This is a genomic window from Pseudomonas cyclaminis (assembly GCF_015163715.1).
GTDB lineage: Bacteria > Pseudomonadota > Gammaproteobacteria > Pseudomonadales > Pseudomonadaceae > Aquipseudomonas > Aquipseudomonas cyclaminis.
The window spans coordinates 1-20,126 of sequence record NZ_JADDUM010000123.1; the positions used below are offsets into that span (position 1 = coordinate 1).

Consider the following 20,126-nt stretch of genomic DNA (forward strand, 5'->3'; position numbering starts at 1 on the left):
CCGGTGTCGAGTTCATTGAAAGTGTTGATCACCGCGTAGGTGTCTTTCCAATCCCAGCCACGTTTTTTCGCTTCGGCGGCCATGGCGGCGCCCTGTTTCTGGCCGACTTCAAACGCGGCCATGCCCAGGTACGGCACGTCCTCCATGAAATTGCCCTTGGCATCGACGAAGCGGTCATCCACGGCCATGACTTTCAAGCCATTGAGCTTGGCCTTGGCCACGATGGCCGGGCCGAGGGACACGTCCGGCGGGCAGATCACAAAGCCCTTGGCGCCGTTGGCGGCCAGGCTGTCGATGGCGGAGAGGGTTTTTTCGCCATCGGGCACGGCGATCTTGATCACGGTAAAACCGTGTTCCTTACCGGCTTTTTCGGCGAAGGCCCATTCGGTCTGGAACCAGGGTTCTTCGGCTTGTTTGACCAGGAAGCCGATCTTTACTTCTTCGGCGGATACTGCGCCGCTGAACGCCAGGGCGAGTGCCAGAGTGCCAAGTGTTTTCTTGAACATGAACCACCTCTTGTTGTTATTGAGCGTTACAAGTTCTAGTCGTGATACATCACAGACCGCCCGCCATCGATCATCAGGCAGGTGGCATTGATAAAGGGCGCCTCGTCGGTGGCCAGGAACAACGCCGTCATCGCCACCTCGACCGGCTGGCCGATGCGCTTGGGCGGGTGCAGGTCAAAGGCGCGCTGGCGCTCGGCGTGAGGGTCGGGAAAACCGTTCCAGTAGTCGACGTTGAGTTGGGTTTCGATGTAGCCCGGCGCGATGGCGTTGACGCGAATGCCCTTGGGCGCGTATTCGATGCCGAGGGCGCGGGTCAGGCCGAGCAGGCCATGCTTGGCCACGGGGTACGGGAAACAACCGGGAATAATGTGGCTGGAATGGGTGGAGGCAATGTTGATGATGTTGCCGATGCCCTGCTCGATCATATGCGGCAGCACCGTACGGCAGCCAAACCAGGCGCCGTCGAGGTCGATGGCGAAGCAGCGGCGCCAGTCTTCGTCGGTCATTTCCAGGGGGTCACGGAACACGTTGACGCCCGCGCAGTTGACCAACACATCCACGCGACCGAAGCGCTCGATGGCCACATTGACCAACGCCTGCCATTGCTCTTTTGAGGTGATGTCGACGGCTTGCGCGACAATTTCGGCGCCACGTTCGCGCCAATGGGCGGCCACCTTCTCGACTTTTTCGCCCTGGATATCGGCGATGACCAGGCGCGCCTGCTGGGCCTGGAAGCACGCGACGATCGCCTCGCCAATGCCTTGGGCGGCGCCGGTGATGATCACCACCTTGCCTTTGAGCCGCTCGCCGTAAGTGGGCTCGGGCACGGCGGGGAGTGACAGTGGTTGTGCCTGCATCGCTTCACCTGTTTTATTTTTGGTAGTGAGTGCTGATGCCGCCGACTATAAACCCAGATCTTGAAACATCTCAATATATAAATTTGCATCCCATATTGTGAGCTTAGCTATAAAACGCCTTGGATTGGCCGGTTTTTTATGACAGGATAACCATCAGCCGAGGGCAAAATCGCGCAATGCATCACCTTCCATGCGATAGCGCACCCACTCTTCCTGTGGCTGGGCGCCGATGGATTTGTAGAACGCAATCGCCGGCTCGTTCCAGTCCAGCACGCTCCACTCGAAGCGCCCGCAGCCGTTATCAAACGCGATCTTGGCCAAGTGGCGCAGTAACTTCTTGCCCGCGCCGCCACCGCGTTGCTCGGGGTTGATGTAGAGGTCTTCCAGGTACAGGCAGTTGCTGCCCAGCCAGGTGGAATAGCTGAAGAAGAACACCGCAAAACCAATCGGCAGGCCATCGCGCAGGCAAATCAGGCCATGGGCGGTGGCGCCCTCGCTGAACAGGCTGCGCTCGATATCCACCACGCTGGCGATCACTTCATGCCGGGCTTTCTCGTACTCGGCGAGTTCGGTGATGAACGTCAGGATCTGCGCAGCATCGCTGGGCACGGCGGGGCGAATCTCGATGGTCATGGGCAAGCCTTGGGCAATTTCAAAGCCGACATACTAAGGCGCTTTGATGACCGATTGCAGCGCATTTTCATGCATAGCGCCGTTACTCCGGCCGGCACTGATGCAAGCACCAGCAACCACAGAACAAACCCGCTCAAGGTGCGTGGTAAACAGTGGCCATCATTCCAACCACCTCCAGGCGGCCCCATGCAGTCCACGTCCCCGGTGAGCACCCAACTGTTCGCCCTGTTTTGCCTCGCCAGTTTCCTGTTGTCGCTGTCTTACGGCTCGACGTTTTTGTTGTCGTTGCTGATTCATACACGCGGTGGCAATGAACACGATGCCGGCAGTGTGATCTCCACGGCGATGCTCAGCACCTTCGTCGCGGTGCTGCTTTCCGGGCACTTGGCGGATGCCTTGGGCGCGGCGCGGGCCATTGCAGGGATGGGCGTGTTGCTGGTGGTGGCGTGCCTGGGCTTTGCGTTGATGCCGGGGTTTGGTGAGGGGTTGATGCTGTTCGGATTGTCCCTGGGACTGGGTTGGGGAGTGTTCTACACCTTAGGGCCAATCATCGTGGCCATGTTGGTGGAGCCCCGGCAGCGCGCCAAATATTTCGCATTGTTGTCGGGCAGCATGATGAGCGGCATCGGTTCCGGCCCTCTGCTGGGCCGGGCCGCCAATGCGCTGGGCCTGCCCCTGACAAGCGCCTTCTACATTGCCGCGTTGGCCAGCCTGGTCGGGGTGGTGATGTTCTGGTTGCTGGGCTCGGCACTCAAACGCCATGCCACGGCGCCGGTGTCGAAAATTTCCTGGGGCGCCTGCCGTCGCGTGCTGTCTTCACGGGCGGTGTTTGCCATCGTGATGGTCGGGCTCGGGGGTTGCGTGTTTGGCGGCTTGTCTTCGTTCCAGACCAGCTACGCGGCGGCCCACGGGCTGGATTATTCGCTGTTCTTTGCCGGTTTTGTCAGTGCGGCGATTAGCAGCCGCCTGTTGATCGCCGGCTATGTGGTCAAGCGTGATGCCTATGTGGCCGCCTGCGTGCTGTCCGGGGTGATGCTGGGGTCGATCCTGCTGTTGGCCTTTGGCGTCAGCGGCAACGCGAGTTACCTGTTGGCCGCCGTGACGCTGGGAGTCGGATACGGCCTGACGTATTCAGTCATCAACGGCTTGGTAGCCAATGAGGCGCCAACCGGCACCACGTCCCAGGCGCTGCTGCTGTTCAGCCTGGCGTATTTTGTCGGGGTCTTCGGGTTTCCCTGGCTGGCGGGCTGGATCATCGTCGATTTCGGTCTGCCGGCGCTGATGCTCAGCGTGCTGGCCGTGGCCTTGGGCAATTGGTTGATCAGCGTGGCGCGTCTGATTTGGCGTCGGGCAACGTCACACAAAATCTTACAGGTGGGCTGATACCGTTCGTCGCCACCCAGGCACCATCAACAAATGGCGGCTGACCAATAGAGGGTAAGGACATTAATTCTATGGAGATATCCTCATGAAGCCTTCAAAGTTTGCTGCCTTCGCCCTCACCGGCCTGCTGTCCGCTGCCTCGCTGAGCGCCATTGCTGCCAGCTCGACCACCGGCCCGACCGATCCGACGCCGGACGCCACCACCGAATCGCAGAAATCCATGGGCACCGGCCTGGATACCAATGGCGGCGCCATCATCGACAACACCAACGGCGCCGACCCGCACACCAAGGGGCATGACACCGAGCGCCAGGCACCTGCGGCCGTTGGCAACGGCAAAATGGGCCCGTCGGTCAATGAGCCGAAGATCAACAAAGGCGATGACTCGAACCTGCCGGGCGCGCCAAAACAACCTGCGCCTTGAGCCCTCGACCGTTAGACGAACACCCGATCATTTCCCCGTGAAGAGGTACGCATGAACGTCGATAGAAACCTTGAAAAAGAAGTCCTCACCCGCCTGCTGCACGCCCACCCGCAAGGTTTGGGCAAGGAGGTGCTGGATAATTACCGCGGCGAAAAAGAGGTGGCCAGTGTGTTGGCATTTCTGCAAGACCGCGGGCTGATCAAGGATGGGCATGTGACCACCGACGATGCCGGTGAATATTCACTGAATCTGCCGATCAAGCTGACGGCGTCCGGGGTGGATGAAGCGCGTAAGTTGGACTCCCGTCAGTAGCCTTCACGCAAACCAAATGTAGGAGGGGGAAAGCTCCCTCCCACATTTTTGATCTGCGTTTATTGGGTGAGCAAAGCGTCAACTTCTTCGGTGCCCGGCGAGGTTGCAGGCCCCCAACGCGTGACTGCCAGCGCCGCTGCAGCATTCGCCCTGCGCGCCGCCTCAGCAGGTTTCAAACCCGCAGCCAGCCCGGCAATAAACACCCCCGCGTGCGCGTCACCCGCTCCATTGCTGTCCACCGCCTTCACCTTGAATCCCGGCACATGTTCGGCGCGTCCCTGAAGGCTGACCCAACAGCCATTGGGCCCATCACGCACCACCAGCAGCGCGTCTTCGGGCAGATGACGGTTGAGGTCGAGCAACGCGTGCGCCAGTGTTTTCGCACCGGTAAACGCCAAGGCTTCCGGGCCATTGCTGGTCCAGATATCGATGCGTGGCAGCAAGGCGACCATCAGCGCCGAATCCGGCGCCTTAACCAACGGACCCGGGTCGAACACCACGGTGATCTCACGCGGCAAACCCAGCAACCAGTCGAGCAAGGCCTGGGCCTTGCCCTCCAGCAACAGGCTGTAGCCGCTGACATACACATAATCGTCAGCCAGCGGGACAACCCGAGCCAGGTCCTCGGCACTCAAGTCGCCTTCAACGCCGATATGGGAGATGAAGGTGCGCTCGGTCGTGGCTTCGGTCAGCGAGACACACAACCCGGTGTCCTTGCCCTCACTCGCCGCCTGGGCCATTTCCACGCCTTCGGCCTGCATCGCCGCACGGGCAAGGTCGCCAAAACGGCCATCGCCGTGGCGTCCCAGGTAAACCACCGGCAACCCGTTGCGTCGCGCCGCCGCCATCACATTGAAGCCGCCACCGGCTTCGAAACTGGCCGATTGCGCCAGCACGTCGCCGCCGCTGGCGGGCAAGGTATCGAGGGCCATGACCAGGTCGACGATGACCTGGCCGGTGTGCAGCAATCTAGACATTGGGGCTCTCTACTAACGCCGGGCGACGATCAGCCGCGCCGCCCAGTACGGCATAAATCCCGCCTGCCACCAGGAAGGTGACGATCCAGCCCAGGCCGTTGTGGCCCAGCCAGGAGTCGGACAACGGCCCGGCGAACCAGATGTTCTCGGCGGTGGTGCCAATAGTGGTGAAGCTGAAACCCAGGACAATCGCCACGGCCCAGGCGCCAAACGCACGCCATTCCACACCACCACGGTACCAGTAGGCGCTGCTTGGGCTGACGTCGAGCAGATCCTTGGGGCTGTAGTAGTGACGATGGATCAGGTCGACCACAAAGATCCCGACCCATGCGGTGATCGGTACCGCCAGCAACGAAATGAAGGTGATGAACGGGCCGTAGAAACTGTCGGCGATCAGCATGAAGTAGATCGAGCCAGCAAAGATCGCGACGATGTCGACGATCACCGCGTGCACGCGCTTGACCTTCAAACCGAGGGTCAAGGTGGTGAGGCCGGCCGAGTACACCGACAGGTTGTTCGACAGCAGTAACCCGCCGAACGCGGTGATCAGGTACGGCACAGCCATCCAGGTGGGCAGCATGTCGCGGATCGCGATGATTGGGTCGGTGGCCGAGGCCAAGTCATTGTTGCCCACCGACAGCAGGCCGCCGAGGGTGATCAGCAGCACCAGTGGAATCCCCGCACCAAACGCGGCGGATGCCACCAGGCGCACGGCCTTGACGCTGCGGTGCTGGTAGCGCGACATGTCGGCACCGGCGTTGGCCCAGCCGATACCGGTGCCGGCGGCCATGGTGCCGACGCCGATGATCATTGCGCTCAGCGGTGCCGGCGTGGCGTTGAACACGGCGCTCCAGTCGATGGTGGCGCACAGGAAGCCGCCCACCAGAATATTCAACGCACCGAACACGTAGGTGGCCCACTTCTGGATCACCAGCAAGGTGGCGTGGCCCAGGCCGGAAACGGACAGGGTCAGCAGCACGAAGATGGCGATAAAGATCAGGGTCAGCACCGGCGCGCTTTTGGCCTCGACTGGCGAGCCGAACAGAATCGAACACAACGACAGCAGCACAAAGGCGGCGGTGGTGGTGTTGACGGTTTCCCAGCCCAGGCGCGACATCAGTGACACCAGCGTCGGGCCGATATTGCCGCGCACGCCGAAGATGGCGCGGGACAGGGTCAGGCTCGGCGCACGGCCACGACGGCCGGCGATGGAGATGATGCCCACCACCGCGAAGGAGCCGGCGGCGCCGAGGATTGCGACGAGGATTGCCTGCCAGATCGCCAGGCCCCGGAACGCCACCAACGTCGCGCCCAGCGGTAGGCCGAGGATGCTGATGTTGGCGGCGAACCACACCCAGAACAGTTGCAGCGGGTGGCCATTGCACTCGCCTTCGGGGACCGGTTCGATGCCGCGTGTTTCCAATTGCCCGGCGTTTTGGCCGGAAGATGTGCTGCTCATGAGGGGGTGCTCCTGGTGCCTGTATTGTTGTGGTTGTGGCAGGTATGCAAGGTGAAGCGGTATTCCCGGTCGTCCTGACTCAGCGCAGTTTCAACAACTCTTCAACCAACGGCTGCAAGTCCAACCCGTTCACGGCCCTGACCTGTTCGATCATTGCCGCAGGCCAGCACTGCATGCCCAGACAAGCGCCGAGCATCGCCCCCAGAATCGCCGCGATGGTGTCGGTGTCACCGCCAAGGCTGGCGGCCAGGCACAGGGCCTCGAATGCGTTCATATCCCCCACCGCCACTTGCTGGGCCAGGGCAAACGACACCACCACCGATTCCTGGGAGGCCACGGAGGTGCCGATCAATTCGTAGAGCAGGTCGGCAAACAGCGCGGTGTCGCCACTGCCGACACTCAAGGTGCGCGCCCAACTGATGCGGGTGGAGATACGCCCGCCGGCAATCCAATGACCGTGGCCTTCCGCCTGCTGGGCGATCTGGGTGCCGATGTTCAAGGCTTCGCCGAGGTCCGCACCGTTGACGCCAGCGGACACCACTGCCGCCACTGCCGCCGCACTGGAGATGCCCAGCGTGGTGTTGTGGGTGACCTGGCACGCCTGGATCACCGCCTGGATAAACGCTGCCGGGTCGCTGACATCGGCGGCGATGCCCACGGGGGTGATGCGCATGGCGGCACCATTGGTGGTGCCGTAGCGCCCGGATTCCTCCGGGGTATGCCCGGCCAGGATCATGTCGATGGCGCGTTTGGTCGACGGGCCGAGCAGGTCCTGGGAACCCTTGGCACGCATCACCGCTTCCCAGTCGATCAGGCGCTGGGCGAGCACAGTGGGTTCGATGTTGCCTTGGCCTTCGACCAGTAACTCGCCGACCAGAATTGCCTGTTCGGTGTCATCGGTGATGGAACCGGCGGGCATGTTCGGCGCGATGGGCTGGTCGGCACCGGCATCTTCCAGGGCGGTGATCGCACCGAAGCGCTGTCGCACTTGCTCGCGGCTCAGGGACTGAGTGGGCATGCCCAGGGCATCGCCCAACGCGAGGCCGTAGAAAGCGCCGAGGGCGCGAGTATCCGGGGTCATTTCGAAGATCCAAATTGCAGGTGCAGGCGAAAGTGCAGAGGGTCGAGCAAGCTTTCGACGTGTTCCATAAAACGCTCGCGTCGGTCGTAGGTGGTGCGCGAGGCCTTGAGGAACACGCTGCCCGCCGGGCGGCCGAGCAATAGGGCATCTTCATCGCTGAGGGGTTCGGCGCCTATCCACTGGTCCCCTTCAGCGCCGACATAGCCGTAGGCCGCCAGGGTGATGGTCAGGGAATTGTCGATCAGGCCGACACGGGGCAGGCTTTCCAGGCCGCCGGACTCGGGCATCAGCGAACGTTCCAGGGATACAGCAGTGCCATCGCTGGTGCGCCGGCGACGGTCGAGGGCAATAAAGCGCTCGGTGCCGAACCGGCTGAACAGATCGGGGCGCGTCACCGCTTCCAGGCACAGGATATCGGTGGTCACCAATGCACCGGTGTCCGCCAGAGCTTGTGCCCACCCGCTGTTTTGATCGAGCACCATGCCGTCAAACGTGACGATGGAGCCGACCCCGCTCTGGGTCGCGATGTAATTGCGCCGCTTGAGTTCGGCCAGGGCTTCGCGCAGGGTGCCGCGGCTGACCGCAAACTCCTCGGCGAGCTGATGCTCGCCCGGCAGCAGGAAACCGTCGGCCATCACTCCACCCTCGATACGGCGGATGAGCTCGTCGACGACGCGTTTTTTCTTATCAAATCGGACATGTCTAATCATGTACAAATTGATAACCGAAACAGTCCTTATGCAGCAAGCGAATTATTTCAGGGAGATGAAAAAAGCGGCCTCAGGGCTCCAGGCCAATCGGGAAAAACTCGCCGCCGCTCCAGACGCCCAGCCAGTTCTGACCGTTGATCGGACGACTGACAGCAAGCTCGACCAATTGGTAGAACACGTTGCGATGCACCAGGGCTTCGAGGTTGGTGCGTACCCGTAGATAGGGCGCAGGTTCCTGGGTGACGGGGTCGATGACCACCCGCAGCGGGTGTTCGATATCGGCTTCGATCTGTTCATCGACGTTGGTGGTGAAGCGCAGCAACTGGCGTTCGCCCTGCCCTTCGACGTCGAGGGTCAGCGCGACAAAGGGCGCATCATCGACGGTGATGCCGACTTTTTCCACGGGAGTAATCAGGAAATAGTCATCGCCGTCGCGGCGGATGATGTTGGAGAACAACTTGACCATCGGCTTTCGCCCGATGGGCGTGCCTTGGTAGAACCAGGTGCCATCGCGGGCGATGCGCATGTCGATATTGCCGCAGAAATCCGGGTTCCACAGGTGCACCGGCGCCGTCCCTTGCCTTTGGGCAACTGGGCCAACAGGTCGTTGGCCTTGGCGGAATCGGTCATGAGGTTCTCCCTTTTTTTGATCTGGCCCTACTGATCACTCATGCCCAGCAGGCCTCGGGCGTACTGCGCGAGCGGGCGGGCAATCAGGTCTTGTGGCCGATTGTCGTGGAACGTCAGTAAACCGCCACGACTGCGAATGCGTGCAGTATCAATCAAATACTGGGTGCTGGTCTCGATCAACATGATCTGGATCACGCCGCTGTCCAGCCCAACCCGGTCCAGGGCCTCTTGATCGGCCCACTCATCGGCGTTGCCGATTCGGTCATCCGCCTTGGCGAATCGGCAGTACAGCAGGTAGTGGGCACCGGCCGCACGGGCTTCGGCCATCGCCTGCTCCAGCCCCTCGGGCTGACGGGCGCGGCGCACCATGGGGAAGTATTCGACGAAGCCGTTGAAGGCTTCCTCGGCTACCACGTTCGGCCGCGGATAGGCGCTGCCCGGCGGCACGAAGGCGCCCTGGGCGATGAAGACAAAGGAGTCCGGCTGTATGCGAACCGACGCCGTACGGCGGGTATCGCTGTGGTCGAGCAACCCGGCATCGCTCATCTGATAGCGGGTGCCTTCGGCCATATCGCTGACGGTCATGCAACCACTCAGCGTCAACGACGCCAGCAACAAAACCAGACTACGCATCCTAATCCTCCAGAAGCCGGTGACGGAAAACCGGCGAATGGGCGTGAGATGCAGGTTCTGCGCCAGCTTGAGGGCAACTCCCACATTGGATGATCTGTAATCTCGGGATAGCGTCAGCCGCCGATGATCTTCATGATGGTGGCACCACCCGAGAACGCCACTTCCTGTTTGTCGCCCAGGGCTTTCATCAGCAATCCTTGCAGCGCCGGCAGCGCCTGGTGGCGCGGTTTGTCGAGCAGGTCGCCGACATAGTGTCGGTTGCTCGACGACAGGCAACCATGCAGCCAGCCGGTAGACGACAGACGCAACCGCGAGCAGGTACGGCAGAACGGCACGCTTTCATTGGCGATCACGCCAAAGTAGCCCTTGCCCGGCACCTCGTAGCGAACTGCAGTTGCGTCAACCGGGGCATTGGCTTGCAGGTATTCGTGGTGTTCGCCGATCAGGCTGAGCAGTTGCTGCAGGCTGACGAATTGTTGCAGGAACGCATTGGAGTCCTTGGCCAGGTGGCCCATGCGCATCAACTCGATAAAGCGCAGCTCGTAACCACGCTCCAGGCAGTAGTCGAGCAGCGGCATGACCTGGTCCAGGTTCTGGCCGCGCAACGGCACCATGTTGACCTTGATCTTGATTCCAGCGGCGCGGGCCTGGTCCATGCCATCAAGCACGGTGGCCAGGTCGCCGCCACGGGCGATGCTGCGGAAGGCAGCGGCGTCCAGGGTATCGAGGGAGACATTGATGCGCCGAATGCCGGCATCCACCAGCAGCGGCAGTTTGCGCGCCAGCAGTTGGCCGTTGGTGGTCAGGCTGATATCGCTGAGCCCCATGCCACCGACTGCGCCCATAAAGGCTTCCAGCTTGGGGCTGACCAGCGGCTCGCCGCCCGTGATGCGCAGGCGGTCGATGCCCGCCGCTTCGATCAGGTAAGCCACGCCACGGGCCATGGCCTCGGCCGAGAGTTCGTCCTGGGCAGCCACCAGCCGCTTGCCGTTGGGCACGCAGTAGGTACACGCGTAATTGCAGGCTGAGGTCAGGCTGATCCGCAAATTGCGAAAACGCCTGCCTTGACGATCAACGATCATGGATCACTCCGGCAGAGGATGATTCGGGCGCGCTAAAAGCTGACTGATAAATCAGCTTTTAGCAAGGTCCTTGCCTGAGTATATTCCTGGGGTACTACGCCTGGCAGTAAAGATTACGACGCCGGCGTCTCAACACGCGCAGAGTCTACAACTGCAGGCTCGGTGCTGTGCTTGCGCTTGTTGCCCATGCGCACGCCGATGTCCATCAGGAACTGAAAGAACCCTTCCTGGTCTTCCAGCACATTGCTCCAGAACGGCGAGTGGTACAGCGCCACGGCGCCGTGCACCAACGCCCAGGCGGCGCAGTAGTGAAAGTACGGCGGTACGTCTTCAAGCTTGCCTTCGCTGATGCGGCCCTTGATCAACAGGGTCAGGCGTTCGAAGTTCGAGGCGCGGATCTTGTGCAGTTCCTCGACCATCTCCGGCACCTGATGGCCCTTGACGACCTTCTCTTCGAGGCGGTCGAACAGGCGGTAGCGCTGCGGGTCGCGCATGCGGAACTCGAAGTAGGCGCGGGACAGCGCTTCCTTGTCCTTGTCGACATCGGCCGAGTGCAGCAGCTCGTTCAAATCGCGCTCGTAGTCGAGCATCAGGCGCAGGTAGATCTCGGCCTTGGACTTGAAGTGTTTGTAAATGGTGCCTTTGCCGATACCCACGGCATCCGCGATCATCTCGACGGTGACGCTGTCTTCGCCTTGTTCGAGGAACAATTTGAGTGCGGTGTCGAGAATCTCCTGCTCACGGCGGCGAAACTCACGGACCTTACGGGGTTCTTTGTGCATGAGGAAGAGGTCTGCAAAGGTCGGAATAGGGAGGGTTGCGCAGGGCCACGAATACATGGCGATACGATTTACCCAGTGCGAGGGATTATCCCGACTGAACGGTCGTTGGGCAACGCCTATGTGAACCCGCGACGCACTTTACTTTCAGAGTGCCAACGATTTCATGGCTATCAGTCAGAAATAATACGCAACAACTGCACCCGTGCACCGGCGCAATGAGAACTCAAGCGAAGCGCCTGTATTCCAAATCTGTTTAAAAAACGATCAGTCGCGACTGGACTGAATCGGATACTGATCAATACTTGAACTGTCGGCGTGACATCTCCCCCAAGTGAAGCGCCGACCTGGGTACCGACGGACTGTGTGCCCTTGTTTTACTCCTAATGGTCTTAACCCGGATTCACCCCCCAGAACCCGGGTTTTTTTTGCCTGCGATTTGAGCGTGGGCCTACGCAGCAACGTGAGCCAGTGGAAACAGACGCTTGAAGTTCTCGGTAGTCTGCTCGGCAAAACGCTCGTAGGACTCACCTCGCAGCATCGCCAGAAATTCCGCCACATCACGCACATACTCCGGCAGGTTCGGCTTGCCACGATGGGGGATGGGCGCCAGGTACGGCGAATCGGTTTCCACCAACAGGCGATCGGCCGGGACTTGGCGCGCCACATCGCGCAGGGCGTCGGCATTGCGGAAAGTGACGATGCCCGACAAGGAAATATAGAACCCCAGGTCAAGGGCAGCCTTGGCCATGTCCCAGTCCTCGGTGAAGCAATGCAATACGCCGGCCTGTGGCAACGCGGCTTCGCGTAGCAACGTGAGCGTGTCGGCACGGGCGCCACGGGTGTGGACGATCACCGGTTTGCCTGTCTGCTGGGCGGCTTGCAGGTGCAGGCGGAAGGATGCCTGCTGCAACTCGGCGGCTTCGGGTTCGTAGTGGTAGTCCAGGCCGGTCTCGCCGATGGCCACCACGCGTGGGTGGTTGAGTTCGCCGAGCAACCAGTCGAGGGCCGGGGCTTCGCCGGGCTTGAGGTCCAGCGGGTGGATGCCCACGGAGCAATCCACGTCGGCATAACGATCAGCCAGGGCTTTGACGTCGGCGGCGTTGTCAGCGCTGACGCCGATGCACAGGAAGTGCCCTACCCCACGCTGGCGAGCAGCGTCCAGGGCGGCGTCGAGGGAGCCGCCGTGCTGGGCGAGGTCAAGGCGATCAAGGTGGCAATGGGAATCTACGAGCATAGGAAGTTACAACTTGAGTCACGGAGAGGGTCTGGCCGACGATACACCCGTCGGCCACGGAAATTAACGGCGGCCGAGCAGGCCCACCCACTGCACCAGCAGCGCTTCAAGCAACAGCACACGGTTGAGGTTGGCCTTGCCGAGGACTTTCTGGCGCTGGGCGAGGATCCAGTCCTGGATAGCCAGCACCTTGTCCTGGGCACTTTTCTGCGCGAGGTACTGCACCACCTTGCGCATGTCCGGCAGGCCCAGGCCATTTTCATCCTGGGTCAACTGGTAGCGCAGGATCAGGCTCGACCAGTCACAGAACCAGTCGAACAGCAACAACAGGGGGATGTCTTTCCAGGCGCTTTCGGCCAGTTGGGTCGCGGACATTTCCTGCTTGAGCAGTTTTTTAACGCCCTCCACCACCAGCGCACGTTGTTCACGGACACCCTGGGCTTGCAGCTTCACGGCGGCCAGGGGCGAGCCGGCAGCCAGGGTCAGCAGTTCGACGCGCTCATCTGCGGAACAGTCCGGCAGTGCCTGCGCCAGCCATTGCAGGCTCATCGCCTCGCTTGGCAACGGACAAGCCTGCTGCACGCAGCGGCTGCGGATGGTCGGCAACAGGCGGCTGGACTGATGGCTCACCAGCAGCAGCACAGTGTCGCCGGAGGGTTCTTCAAGGCTTTTGAGCAAGGCGTTGGCGGCGTTGATGTTCATCGCCTCCACCGGCTCGATCAGCACCACCTTGCGCCCACCCATCTGCGCGGTTTGCACCACGAAGCTGACGAGATCACGCACCTGGTCGACCTTGATCGCCTTGTCGGCTTCCTCAGGCTCCAGCAAGTAATTGTCGGGATGGCTGCCGGCCTTGAGCAGCAGGCACGATTTGCACTCGCCGCAGGCCTCCAGGTTGACCGGGCGCTGGCACAGCAAGCTGGCCATCAGACGCTCGGCAAGGGCGCGTTTACCAATGCCGATTGGGCCGTGCAGCAAATAAGCGTGGGCGTGCTGGGCACGACCGGCCAATTGCTGCCAGAGACTGTCCTGCCACGGGTAGGCTTCAGCCACGGGCGCGCTCCAACAGCGTTGGCATCAGGCCGTCGATGGCCTGCTGCACCTGGGTCAACGGCTGGGCTGCGTCCAACAGGTGATACCGCGCAGGTTCTGCATGGGCACGTTTGAGGAACGCGCTGCGCACCGCATCGAAAAACGCCTGGCCTTCCAGCTCGAAGCGATCGAGACGACCACGGGCACTGGCGCGGGCCATGCCCACTTCCACCGGCAGGTCGAACAGCAGGGTCAGGTCTGGGCGCAGATCACCCTGCACGAAGGTTTCCAAGGTGGCGATGCGCTCCAGGGATAAGCCGCGGCCGCCGCCCTGGTAGGCGTAGGTGGAATCGGTAAACCGGTCACAAATCACCACGGCACCGCGTGCCAAGGCCGGGCGTATCACTTCGGCCAGGTGTTGCGCACGGGCGGCGAACACCAGCAGCAGCTCGGTGTCCGGGTTCATCTGTTCTTCGCCTGGGGCCAGCAACACTTCGCGGATGCGCTCGGCCAGCGGCGTACCGCCGGGCTCACGGGTCAACACCACCTCGATCCCTTGCGCGCGCAAACGCTCGGCCAGGTAATCGCGGTTGGTGCTCTTGCCGGCGCCTTCGGGGCCTTCCAGGGTAATAAACAAGCCAGTCACAGGCAGTCCTTAGTCAGAGTCATTGCGGGCTTTGCGGCGCGGTGGTGTCCGGCGCGGGCTCGGCGGGAGCATCCGTTGGCGGCGCTACATCTTCCGGCGGCGTGACCACCGGCGCCGGGCTGGAGCGGTAATCGGCGCGGCGCTTGAGCTGGAACTCACGCACGGCGGCATTATGCGCACCCAGGTCATCGGAGAAAATATGGCTGCCATCGCCACGGGCGACGAAATACAGGCTGCTGCCCGGCACCGGGTTCAACGCGGCATGGATCGCCTCGCGGCCGACCATGGCGATGGGCGTCGGCGGCAGCCCGGCAATCATATAGGTGTTGTAAGGGTTGGCTTCCTTGAGATGAGCACGGGTCAACTTGCCGTTGTAACGCTCACCCAGGCCGTAGATCACCGTAGGGTCGGTCTGCAGCAGCATGCCGATCTTCAGGCGGCGCACGAATACGCCGGCAATCTGGCCACGCTCTTGCGGCACACCGGTCTCTTTTTCCACCAGGGAGGCCATGATCAGCGCTTGGTAAGGGTCGGTGTACGGCGCATCGGCGGCGCGCTTGCTCCACTCCTGAGCGAGTACATCGTCCAGGCGGTTGTAGGCTTTTTTCAGGAATTCGACATCGGTCATGCCACGCACGAAGCGGTAGGTATCCGGGAAGAACCGCCCTTCAGGAAACACGCCAGGGTGGCCGAGCTTGTCCATCACTTCGCTGTCACTCAGGCCGGAGAGGCTCTGCACGATCTTTTCATGCTTGGCCAGGGCCGAGCGCACCTGGCGAAAGTTCCAGCCTTCCACCAGGGTCAGGCTGTACTGCACCACCTCGCCACGCTGCCACAGGCCGATCAGGCCTTCGGCGGTCATGCCGGGCGTCATGCGGTATTCGCCGCTGTGCAGTGGCTGGCCGTCAAGGTTGAAGCGCCAGTAAAGACGCAGCCAGAACGCGCCGTCGAGCACGCCGTCTGCTTCGAGGCGATTAAAGGTGCCGGTCGGGGTCGCCCCTGCCGGCACATCGAGCAACTGCTCCTGGGTCAGGTTCAGCGGCTGCTTCAAGGCAGCGTCGTATTTCCAGGCGGAAAACCCCAACAGCAAAGCCGCCGAGAACAGCGCAATCAGCAGCAGTACAACCAGTTTTCGTATCAACTCAAATATCCAATAGTGCGCGAACAATGCCCTGCAGTTTACGGGTGAGCGGCCCAACCGGCCAGCTCATCGCCGCACAGCCGCGCACCGGCCAAATGCCATATACGCTGTTGCAGACGAAGACTTCGTCGGCCTGCTGCAACTGCTCGACAGTGATGTCAGCCACGGCCAGCGCGATACCCAGCGCTTGTGCCTGGTCCAGGATCTCGGCGCGCATGACACCAGCAACCCCGCAACGAGTCAGATCGGCGGTTAGTAACAAACCGTTGCATACAAGGAAAAGGTTGCTGAATACGCCCTCGATCACACGCCCGGACATATCCAGCATCAGGCCTTCGGCGTGCTCGACATCTTGCCACTCGGCACGGGCAATCACCTGCTCCAGGCGGTTGAGGTGCTTGAGACCGGCCAGCAGCGGCTGCTCGGCCAAGCGGGTCGCACACGGAAACAGGCGGATGCCTTCGGTTCCATGAGCGTGGGGATAGGTCGCGGGCGGACTGCCCTGCAGGATACGGCGCACCGGTGCGCCGGGATTGACGCCATAACCGCGCAGACTGTCGCCACGGGTCAGGATCAATTTGAGGACACCGTCGCCAAGGGCGGCGGCATAGGAAAGTATTTCGTTGCGGATCACACCGTGATCCACCTCGAAAGCGAAACGCCTGCAGCCCTCACCGAGGCGCTGCAGGTGGCGGTCGAGCAGCACGGGCTGCCCGGCCTTGACGGCAATGGTCTCGAACAGGCCATCGCCATACGCCAGGCCGCGATCTTTCAGGGGCACGCTGTCCGCTGGCTGACCGTCGACCCAGCTGTGCATCACTCGGCGTACCGGCGGAACACCAGGGAACCGTTGGTGCCACCAAACCCGAACGAGTTGGAGATTGCCACGTCGATCGGCATCTGTTGCGGCTCGTGCGGCACGAAGTTCAGGTCGCAGCCTTCGTCCGGCTCATCCAGGTTGATGGTCGGCGGAGCGACCTGGTCCTTGATGGCCATCACACTGAAGATCGCCTCGACCGCGCCCGCCGCACCCAGCAGATGGCCGGTCATGGACTTGGTGGAGCTGACCGCCAGCTTGTAGGCGTGCTCGCCGAACACCGACTTGATGGCCTCGGCTTCCGCCAAGTCACCGGTCGGCGTGGAAGTGCCATGGGCGTTGATGTACTGCACCTGGTCGACATTGACCTTGGCATCACGCAGGGCGTTGGCGATGCAGCGCGCAGCGCCGGCACCGTCAGACGGCGGCGAGGTCATGTGGTAGGCGTCGCCGCTCATGCCAAAGCCGATCAACTCGGCGTAGATGGTCGCACCACGCGCCTTGGCGTGTTCCAACTCTTCCAGCACCAGGGCACCGGCGCCGTCGGACAGTACGAAGCCGTCACGGCCCTTGTCCCACGGACGGCTGGCACGGGTCGGCTCGTCATTGCGGGTCGACAATGCACGGGACGCGCCGAAGCCCCCCATGCCCAGGCCGCAGGCAGCCATTTCAGCACCACCGGCGATCATCACGTCAGCTTCGTCATAGGCGATGTTGCGCGCCGCCATGCCGATGCAGTGAGTCCCCGTGGTGCACGCCGTAGCAATGGCGTAGTTAGGCCCCTGTGCACCCAGGTGGATAGACAGGAAACCGGAAATCATATTGATGATCGAGCCAGGCACGAAGAACGGTGAAATTCGACGAGGGCCGGAATCATGCAGCGTGCGGCTGGTTTCTTCGATATTGGTCAGACCGCCAATACCCGACCCCATGGCCACGCCGATGCGTTCACGGTTGGCGTCGGTGACTTCCAGGCCGGCGTTACGCACCGCCTGAAAACCGGCTGCCAGGCCGTATTGAATGAACAGGTCGAGCTTGCGGGATTCCTTGATCGAGAGATATTCCTCGACATTGAAACCCTTTACCGAGCCGCCAAAACGGGTGGAATAGGCAGAAAGGTCCGTGTGTTCGATCAGACCAATACCACTGCGGCCAGCCAGAATGCCCTGCCAACTGCTCGGCACATCCGTACCCAGTGGCGACAACATACCCATACCGGTGACTACGACGCGTCTACGCGACACAGCACTCTCCTTTTTCTAATGACGACACTTTGCTTCAGAGCTTACTTTTTCATCAGCGCTAAAGAAAAAACCGCACGCCGTTACAGCAGTGCGGTTTTCCCTAACAGCAAGCGACGACTACAAACTATTACGCCTGGTGGCTAGTAACGTAGTCGATAGCAGCTTGAACAGTAGTGATTTTTTCAGCTTCTTCGTCCGGGATCTCGGTCTCGAATTCCTCTTCCAGAGCCATCACCAGCTCAACGGTGTCAAGGGAATCGGCACCCAGGTCTTCTACGAAGGAAGCAGTGTTGACCACTTCTTCTTCCTTAACGCCCAGTTGCTCGGCAACGATTTTCTTGACGCGCTCTTCGATGGTGCTCATACCTTGTTTAACTCCTAATGGACAAATTCAGGCAGCTGGCCAGTGGGTAAGTGTATAGAAAGCCTTTTCAGCTTTTCAACTGAAAGCTTCACCCTGTACCCGGTCCGCCACCTGCCTATAAATTAAGTTGCAGCTTTATAACGGATTTTAGACAGCTCGTATGACATTTTTTTGAAGCGATCCGTCACAAATTAACTCATGTACATCCCGCCGTTCACCGGGATTGTAGCCCCAGTCACGTATGCCGCACCGTCGGATGCCAGGAAAGTGACCACATTCGCGATCTCTTGAGCCTGGCCCAGACGGCCCAGCGGAATCTGCGTCAGCAAGCCTTCACGCTGTGCTTGCGGCAGTTCGCGGGTCATATCGGTGTCGATGAACCCTGGGGCCACCGAGTTGACCGTAATCGACCGCGAACCGACCTCACGTGCCAACGCACGGCTGAAACCTTCCAGACCGGCCTTGGCGGCTGCGTAGTTTACTTGGCCTGCGTTGCCCATGGCACCCACTACGGAGCCAATATTGATAATTCGGCCCCAACGCGCCTTGGTCATGCCGCGCAAAACACCCTTGGACAGGCGAAACAGACTGTTCAAGTTGGTATCGACCACGTCGTACCACTCGTCGTCTTTCATGCGCATCATCAGGTTATCGCGGGTAATACCGGCATTGTTCACCAGAATAGCCGGTGCGCCGAACTGTGCAGTGATCTCGGCCAACACAGCCGCCACGGATTCATCGCTGGTCACATTCAGCTCAAGGCCGGTGCCTTGAACACCGTTTTCCTTCAGGGTCGCGGCGATACGCTCGGCGCCCGAAGCGGAAGTGGCGGTGCCGATCACGACGGCGCCCTGACGGCCCAGCTCCAGGGCGATCGCCTGGCCAATGCCACGGCTCGCGCCGGTAACCAGTGCAACTTTACCTTGCAGACTCATGCAGGCTTCTCCTAATTCTTCAGGGTTCTGAGTTCAGGCCAGTGCCGCACGAGCGGCAGCGAAGGCATCCGGGGTATTCAGGTTGGCAGTCGACACGCCGTCCGCGCAACGCTTGTTCAGGCCGGCCAGGACTTTGCCCGGCCCACACTCAACCAGCTCGGTGGCGCCGTTGGCGGCCAACGTCTGGACCGACTCAACCCAGCGTACCGGCTTGTAGAGCTGCTCCAGCAGGTCGCGCTTGAGGGTGTCGAGGTCGGCGGCCACGGCCGCGCTGACGTTCTGCACCAGCGGGATCTGCGGCGCCTGCCAGTTGATGGCCGCAATGGACTCAGCAAACCGCTCGGCCGCCGGGCGCATCAATTCGCAGTGGGACGGTACGCTCACCGGCAACGGCAGCGCACGCTTGGCGCCACGGGCCTTGCAGCCTTCGATGGCACGCTCGACTGCCGCCTTGGCACCGGCGATCACCACCTGGCCAGGGGAGTTGAAATTCACCGCGCTGACAACTTCGCCCTGGGCCGCTTCGGCACAGACTTCGATCACCACGGCATCGTCCAGACCGAGGATGGCAGCCATGCCGCCCTGCCCGGCCGGAACGGCTTCCTGCATCAGCTGACCACGGCGCTCGACCAGCTTGACCGCTTCAGCGAGAGTCAGGCTGCCCGCCGCAACGAGGGCGCTGTATTCACCCAGGCTGTGACCGGCGACGAATGCCGGGCGCGCGCCGCCTTCGGCCAGCCACAAGCGCCACAGGGCGATCGAAGCGGTCAGGATGGCCGGCTGGGTTTTATCGGTTTGATTGAGCTGCTCTTCCGGCCCCTGCTGGGTCAGCGCCCACAGGTCGTAACCCAGGGCCTCGGAAGCTTCCTTGAAAGTATCCAGGATCAGCGGGTATTGCGCGCCCAGCTCGGCCAACATGCCGAGGGACTGCGAACCCTGCCCTGGAAAGACGAATGCGAGGGATGTAGACATGTAACAAGCCCCTAATGATCTGGTCGTCAAAAATGCGCGCACCGACTGTGGGAGCGCACGAAACTGACAGATTGGATGGTCAATTGAACTGGCCGGTCACATTTAAGCACTCCGGGGCCAATTCGCCTAAGGCAACAGATCCTCAAGACGTCCGTGCAAGCGTTGCGGCAGGTTCTCCTGAATCTCGATCAAGGCCCGCGCAATCGCACTTTGAAAACCTTCCACGCCGGCCGAACCATGGCTTTTCACCACGATGCCCTGCAACCCGAGAA

General features: G+C 61.4%; 22 protein-coding genes and 2 pseudogenes. 3 read left to right on the forward strand and 21 right to left on the reverse strand.

Translation table 11 applies throughout. The features are described 5' to 3' along the window. The 3 genes from IQK56_RS16270 to IQK56_RS16280 all read right to left on the reverse strand — a co-directional run. On the reverse strand, positions 1-506 hold a 506-nt coding region (locus IQK56_RS16270; RefSeq protein WP_193901755.1), incomplete at its 3' end, for a substrate-binding domain-containing protein. A gap of 35 nt (positions 507-541) precedes the next feature. Continuing rightward, entirely contained in the window at positions 542-1,363 is an 822-nt protein-coding gene (locus tag IQK56_RS16275) for an SDR family oxidoreductase (protein WP_099587155.1), read from the reverse strand. Positions 1,364-1,516: 153 nt separating this feature from the next. Beyond that, a complete protein-coding gene (locus IQK56_RS16280) occupies positions 1,517-1,996 on the reverse strand; it encodes a GNAT family N-acetyltransferase (RefSeq protein WP_010208407.1) in 480 nt (159 codons plus the stop codon). Between the two features lie 186 nt (positions 1,997-2,182). Here IQK56_RS16280 and IQK56_RS16285 point away from each other — a divergent pair, with 186 nt between their 5' ends. The 3 genes from IQK56_RS16285 (at position 2,183) to IQK56_RS16295 (ending at position 4,115) form a co-directional block, all read left to right on the forward strand. Continuing rightward, a complete protein-coding gene (locus IQK56_RS16285) occupies positions 2,183-3,379 on the forward strand; it encodes an MFS transporter (protein WP_193862339.1) in 1,197 nt (398 codons plus the stop codon). Between the two features lie 85 nt (positions 3,380-3,464). Continuing rightward, positions 3,465-3,803, forward strand: coding sequence for a hypothetical protein (locus tag IQK56_RS16290; RefSeq protein WP_099587157.1), 339 nt, complete (start codon positions 3,465-3,467; stop codon positions 3,801-3,803). Between the two features lie 51 nt (positions 3,804-3,854). Continuing rightward, positions 3,855-4,115, forward strand: a complete 261-nt coding sequence (locus tag IQK56_RS16295) for a hypothetical protein (protein WP_122307279.1) — start codon at positions 3,855-3,857, stop codon at positions 4,113-4,115. A 59-nt stretch (positions 4,116-4,174) separates the two neighbouring features. Here the strand turns inward: IQK56_RS16295 and IQK56_RS16300 are convergent, their stop codons facing one another. From IQK56_RS16300 to IQK56_RS16385, 18 genes and pseudogenes are all read right to left on the reverse strand, one after another. Continuing rightward, entirely contained in the window at positions 4,175-5,092 is a 918-nt protein-coding gene (locus tag IQK56_RS16300) for a PfkB family carbohydrate kinase (protein ID WP_193862338.1), read from the reverse strand. Further along, positions 5,085-6,551 carry a purine-cytosine permease family protein gene (locus IQK56_RS16305; protein WP_193862337.1) on the reverse strand — a complete coding sequence of 489 codons (1,467 nt, stop codon included), beginning with the start codon at positions 6,549-6,551 and terminating at the stop codon, positions 5,085-5,087. The genes IQK56_RS16300 and IQK56_RS16305 overlap by 8 nt, the downstream gene beginning before the upstream one ends. Positions 6,552-6,630: 79 nt before the next feature. Beyond that, on the reverse strand, positions 6,631-7,632 hold the full coding sequence (locus IQK56_RS16310; RefSeq protein WP_150761908.1) for an ADP-ribosylglycohydrolase family protein: 1,002 nt from the start codon (positions 7,630-7,632) through the stop codon (positions 6,631-6,633). Continuing rightward, positions 7,629-8,342 (reverse strand): GntR family transcriptional regulator, encoded by a 714-nt coding sequence (locus tag IQK56_RS16315; protein ID WP_193862336.1) that lies wholly within the window; start codon positions 8,340-8,342, stop codon positions 7,629-7,631. Before IQK56_RS16315 ends, IQK56_RS16310 begins: the two co-directional genes overlap by 4 nt. Before the next feature lie 70 nt (positions 8,343-8,412). Then, positions 8,413-8,972, reverse strand: a pseudogene (locus IQK56_RS16320) (DUF1285 domain-containing protein). 27 nt (positions 8,973-8,999) lie between these two features. Next, positions 9,000-9,605, reverse strand: a complete 606-nt coding sequence (locus IQK56_RS16325) for a DUF4823 domain-containing protein (RefSeq protein WP_122307284.1) — start codon at positions 9,603-9,605, stop codon at positions 9,000-9,002. A gap of 113 nt (positions 9,606-9,718) precedes the next feature. After that, positions 9,719-10,687: a GTP 3',8-cyclase MoaA gene (locus IQK56_RS16330; protein ID WP_122307285.1), complete on the reverse strand. Its 969-nt coding sequence runs from the start codon at positions 10,685-10,687 to the stop codon at positions 9,719-9,721. A gap of 113 nt (positions 10,688-10,800) precedes the next feature. Next, positions 10,801-11,469 carry a TetR/AcrR family transcriptional regulator gene (locus tag IQK56_RS16335; RefSeq protein ID WP_193862335.1) on the reverse strand — a complete coding sequence of 223 codons (669 nt, stop codon included), beginning with the start codon at positions 11,467-11,469 and terminating at the stop codon, positions 10,801-10,803. A gap of 448 nt (positions 11,470-11,917) precedes the next feature. Next, positions 11,918-12,703 carry a TatD family hydrolase gene (locus IQK56_RS16340; RefSeq protein WP_122307286.1) on the reverse strand — a complete coding sequence of 262 codons (786 nt, stop codon included), beginning with the start codon at positions 12,701-12,703 and terminating at the stop codon, positions 11,918-11,920. Between the two features lie 63 nt (positions 12,704-12,766). Further along, complete coding sequence (locus IQK56_RS16345) at positions 12,767-13,756, reverse strand: DNA polymerase III subunit delta' (protein WP_193862334.1); 990 nt, start codon at positions 13,754-13,756, stop codon at positions 12,767-12,769. Beyond that, positions 13,749-14,381 (reverse strand): dTMP kinase, encoded by a 633-nt coding sequence (gene tmk / locus IQK56_RS16350; RefSeq protein WP_112196499.1) that lies wholly within the window; start codon positions 14,379-14,381, stop codon positions 13,749-13,751. Before tmk ends, IQK56_RS16345 begins: the two co-directional genes overlap by 8 nt. Positions 14,382-14,400: 19 nt before the next feature. Beyond that, entirely contained in the window at positions 14,401-15,522 is a 1,122-nt protein-coding gene (gene mltG, locus IQK56_RS16355) for an endolytic transglycosylase MltG (protein ID WP_122307288.1), read from the reverse strand. A 1-nt stretch (position 15,523) separates the two neighbouring features. Next, entirely contained in the window at positions 15,524-16,339 is an 816-nt protein-coding gene (pabC, locus tag IQK56_RS16360) for an aminodeoxychorismate lyase (RefSeq protein WP_193862333.1), read from the reverse strand. Continuing rightward, the gene (gene fabF, locus IQK56_RS16365) at positions 16,339-17,583 is read right to left on the reverse strand and encodes a beta-ketoacyl-ACP synthase II (protein ID WP_122306481.1); all 1,245 of its coding nucleotides are present in this window, start codon (positions 17,581-17,583) and stop codon (positions 16,339-16,341) included. The genes pabC and fabF overlap by 1 nt, the downstream gene beginning before the upstream one ends. Before the next feature lie 127 nt (positions 17,584-17,710). After that, on the reverse strand, positions 17,711-17,947 hold the full coding sequence (gene acpP / locus IQK56_RS16370) for an acyl carrier protein (RefSeq protein WP_003175607.1): 237 nt from the start codon (positions 17,945-17,947) through the stop codon (positions 17,711-17,713). Positions 17,948-18,138: 191 nt separating this feature from the next. Further along, positions 18,139-18,882, reverse strand: a complete 744-nt coding sequence (fabG, locus tag IQK56_RS16375; protein ID WP_150677016.1) for a 3-oxoacyl-ACP reductase FabG — start codon at positions 18,880-18,882, stop codon at positions 18,139-18,141. Positions 18,883-18,915: 33 nt separating this feature from the next. Beyond that, positions 18,916-19,854 carry an ACP S-malonyltransferase gene (gene fabD / locus IQK56_RS16380; protein WP_193862332.1) on the reverse strand — a complete coding sequence of 313 codons (939 nt, stop codon included), beginning with the start codon at positions 19,852-19,854 and terminating at the stop codon, positions 18,916-18,918. Between the two features lie 126 nt (positions 19,855-19,980). Further along, positions 19,981-20,126: pseudogene (locus IQK56_RS16385) on the reverse strand (phosphate acyltransferase PlsX); the annotation flags it as partial.

Excerpts from the sequence above, each read along its gene's own strand:
- IQK56_RS16290 (WP_099587157.1), top strand. The coding sequence starts at position 3,465 with ATGAAGCCTTCAAAGTTTGCTGCCTTCGCCCTCACCGGCCTGCTGTCC.
- pabC (WP_193862333.1), bottom strand. The coding sequence starts at position 16,339 with ATGCACAGCTGGGTCGACGGTCAGCCAGCGGACAGCGTGCCCCTGAAA.
- IQK56_RS16340 (WP_122307286.1), bottom strand. The coding sequence starts at position 12,703 with ATGCTCGTAGATTCCCATTGCCACCTTGATCGCCTTGACCTCGCCCAG.
- IQK56_RS16300 (WP_193862338.1), bottom strand. The coding sequence starts at position 5,092 with ATGTCTAGATTGCTGCACACCGGCCAGGTCATCGTCGACCTGGTCATG.
- IQK56_RS16330 (WP_122307285.1), bottom strand. The coding sequence starts at position 10,687 with ATGATCGTTGATCGTCAAGGCAGGCGTTTTCGCAATTTGCGGATCAGC.
- IQK56_RS16305 (WP_193862337.1), bottom strand. The coding sequence starts at position 6,551 with ATGAGCAGCACATCTTCCGGCCAAAACGCCGGGCAATTGGAAACACGC.
- IQK56_RS16310 (WP_150761908.1), bottom strand. The coding sequence starts at position 7,632 with ATGACCCCGGATACTCGCGCCCTCGGCGCTTTCTACGGCCTCGCGTTG.
- fabG (WP_150677016.1), bottom strand. The coding sequence starts at position 18,882 with ATGAGTCTGCAAGGTAAAGTTGCACTGGTTACCGGCGCGAGCCGTGGC.
- IQK56_RS16275 (WP_099587155.1), bottom strand. The coding sequence starts at position 1,363 with ATGCAGGCACAACCACTGTCACTCCCCGCCGTGCCCGAGCCCACTTAC.
- IQK56_RS16295 (WP_122307279.1), top strand. The coding sequence starts at position 3,855 with ATGAACGTCGATAGAAACCTTGAAAAAGAAGTCCTCACCCGCCTGCTG.
- IQK56_RS16335 (WP_193862335.1), bottom strand. The coding sequence starts at position 11,469 with ATGCACAAAGAACCCCGTAAGGTCCGTGAGTTTCGCCGCCGTGAGCAG.
- IQK56_RS16280 (WP_010208407.1), bottom strand. The coding sequence starts at position 1,996 with ATGACCATCGAGATTCGCCCCGCCGTGCCCAGCGATGCTGCGCAGATC.
- IQK56_RS16325 (WP_122307284.1), bottom strand. The coding sequence starts at position 9,605 with ATGCGTAGTCTGGTTTTGTTGCTGGCGTCGTTGACGCTGAGTGGTTGC.
- acpP (WP_003175607.1), bottom strand. The coding sequence starts at position 17,947 with ATGAGCACCATCGAAGAGCGCGTCAAGAAAATCGTTGCCGAGCAACTG.
- IQK56_RS16285 (WP_193862339.1), top strand. The coding sequence starts at position 2,183 with ATGCAGTCCACGTCCCCGGTGAGCACCCAACTGTTCGCCCTGTTTTGC.
- fabD (WP_193862332.1), bottom strand. The coding sequence starts at position 19,854 with ATGTCTACATCCCTCGCATTCGTCTTTCCAGGGCAGGGTTCGCAGTCC.
- IQK56_RS16315 (WP_193862336.1), bottom strand. The coding sequence starts at position 8,342 with ATGATTAGACATGTCCGATTTGATAAGAAAAAACGCGTCGTCGACGAG.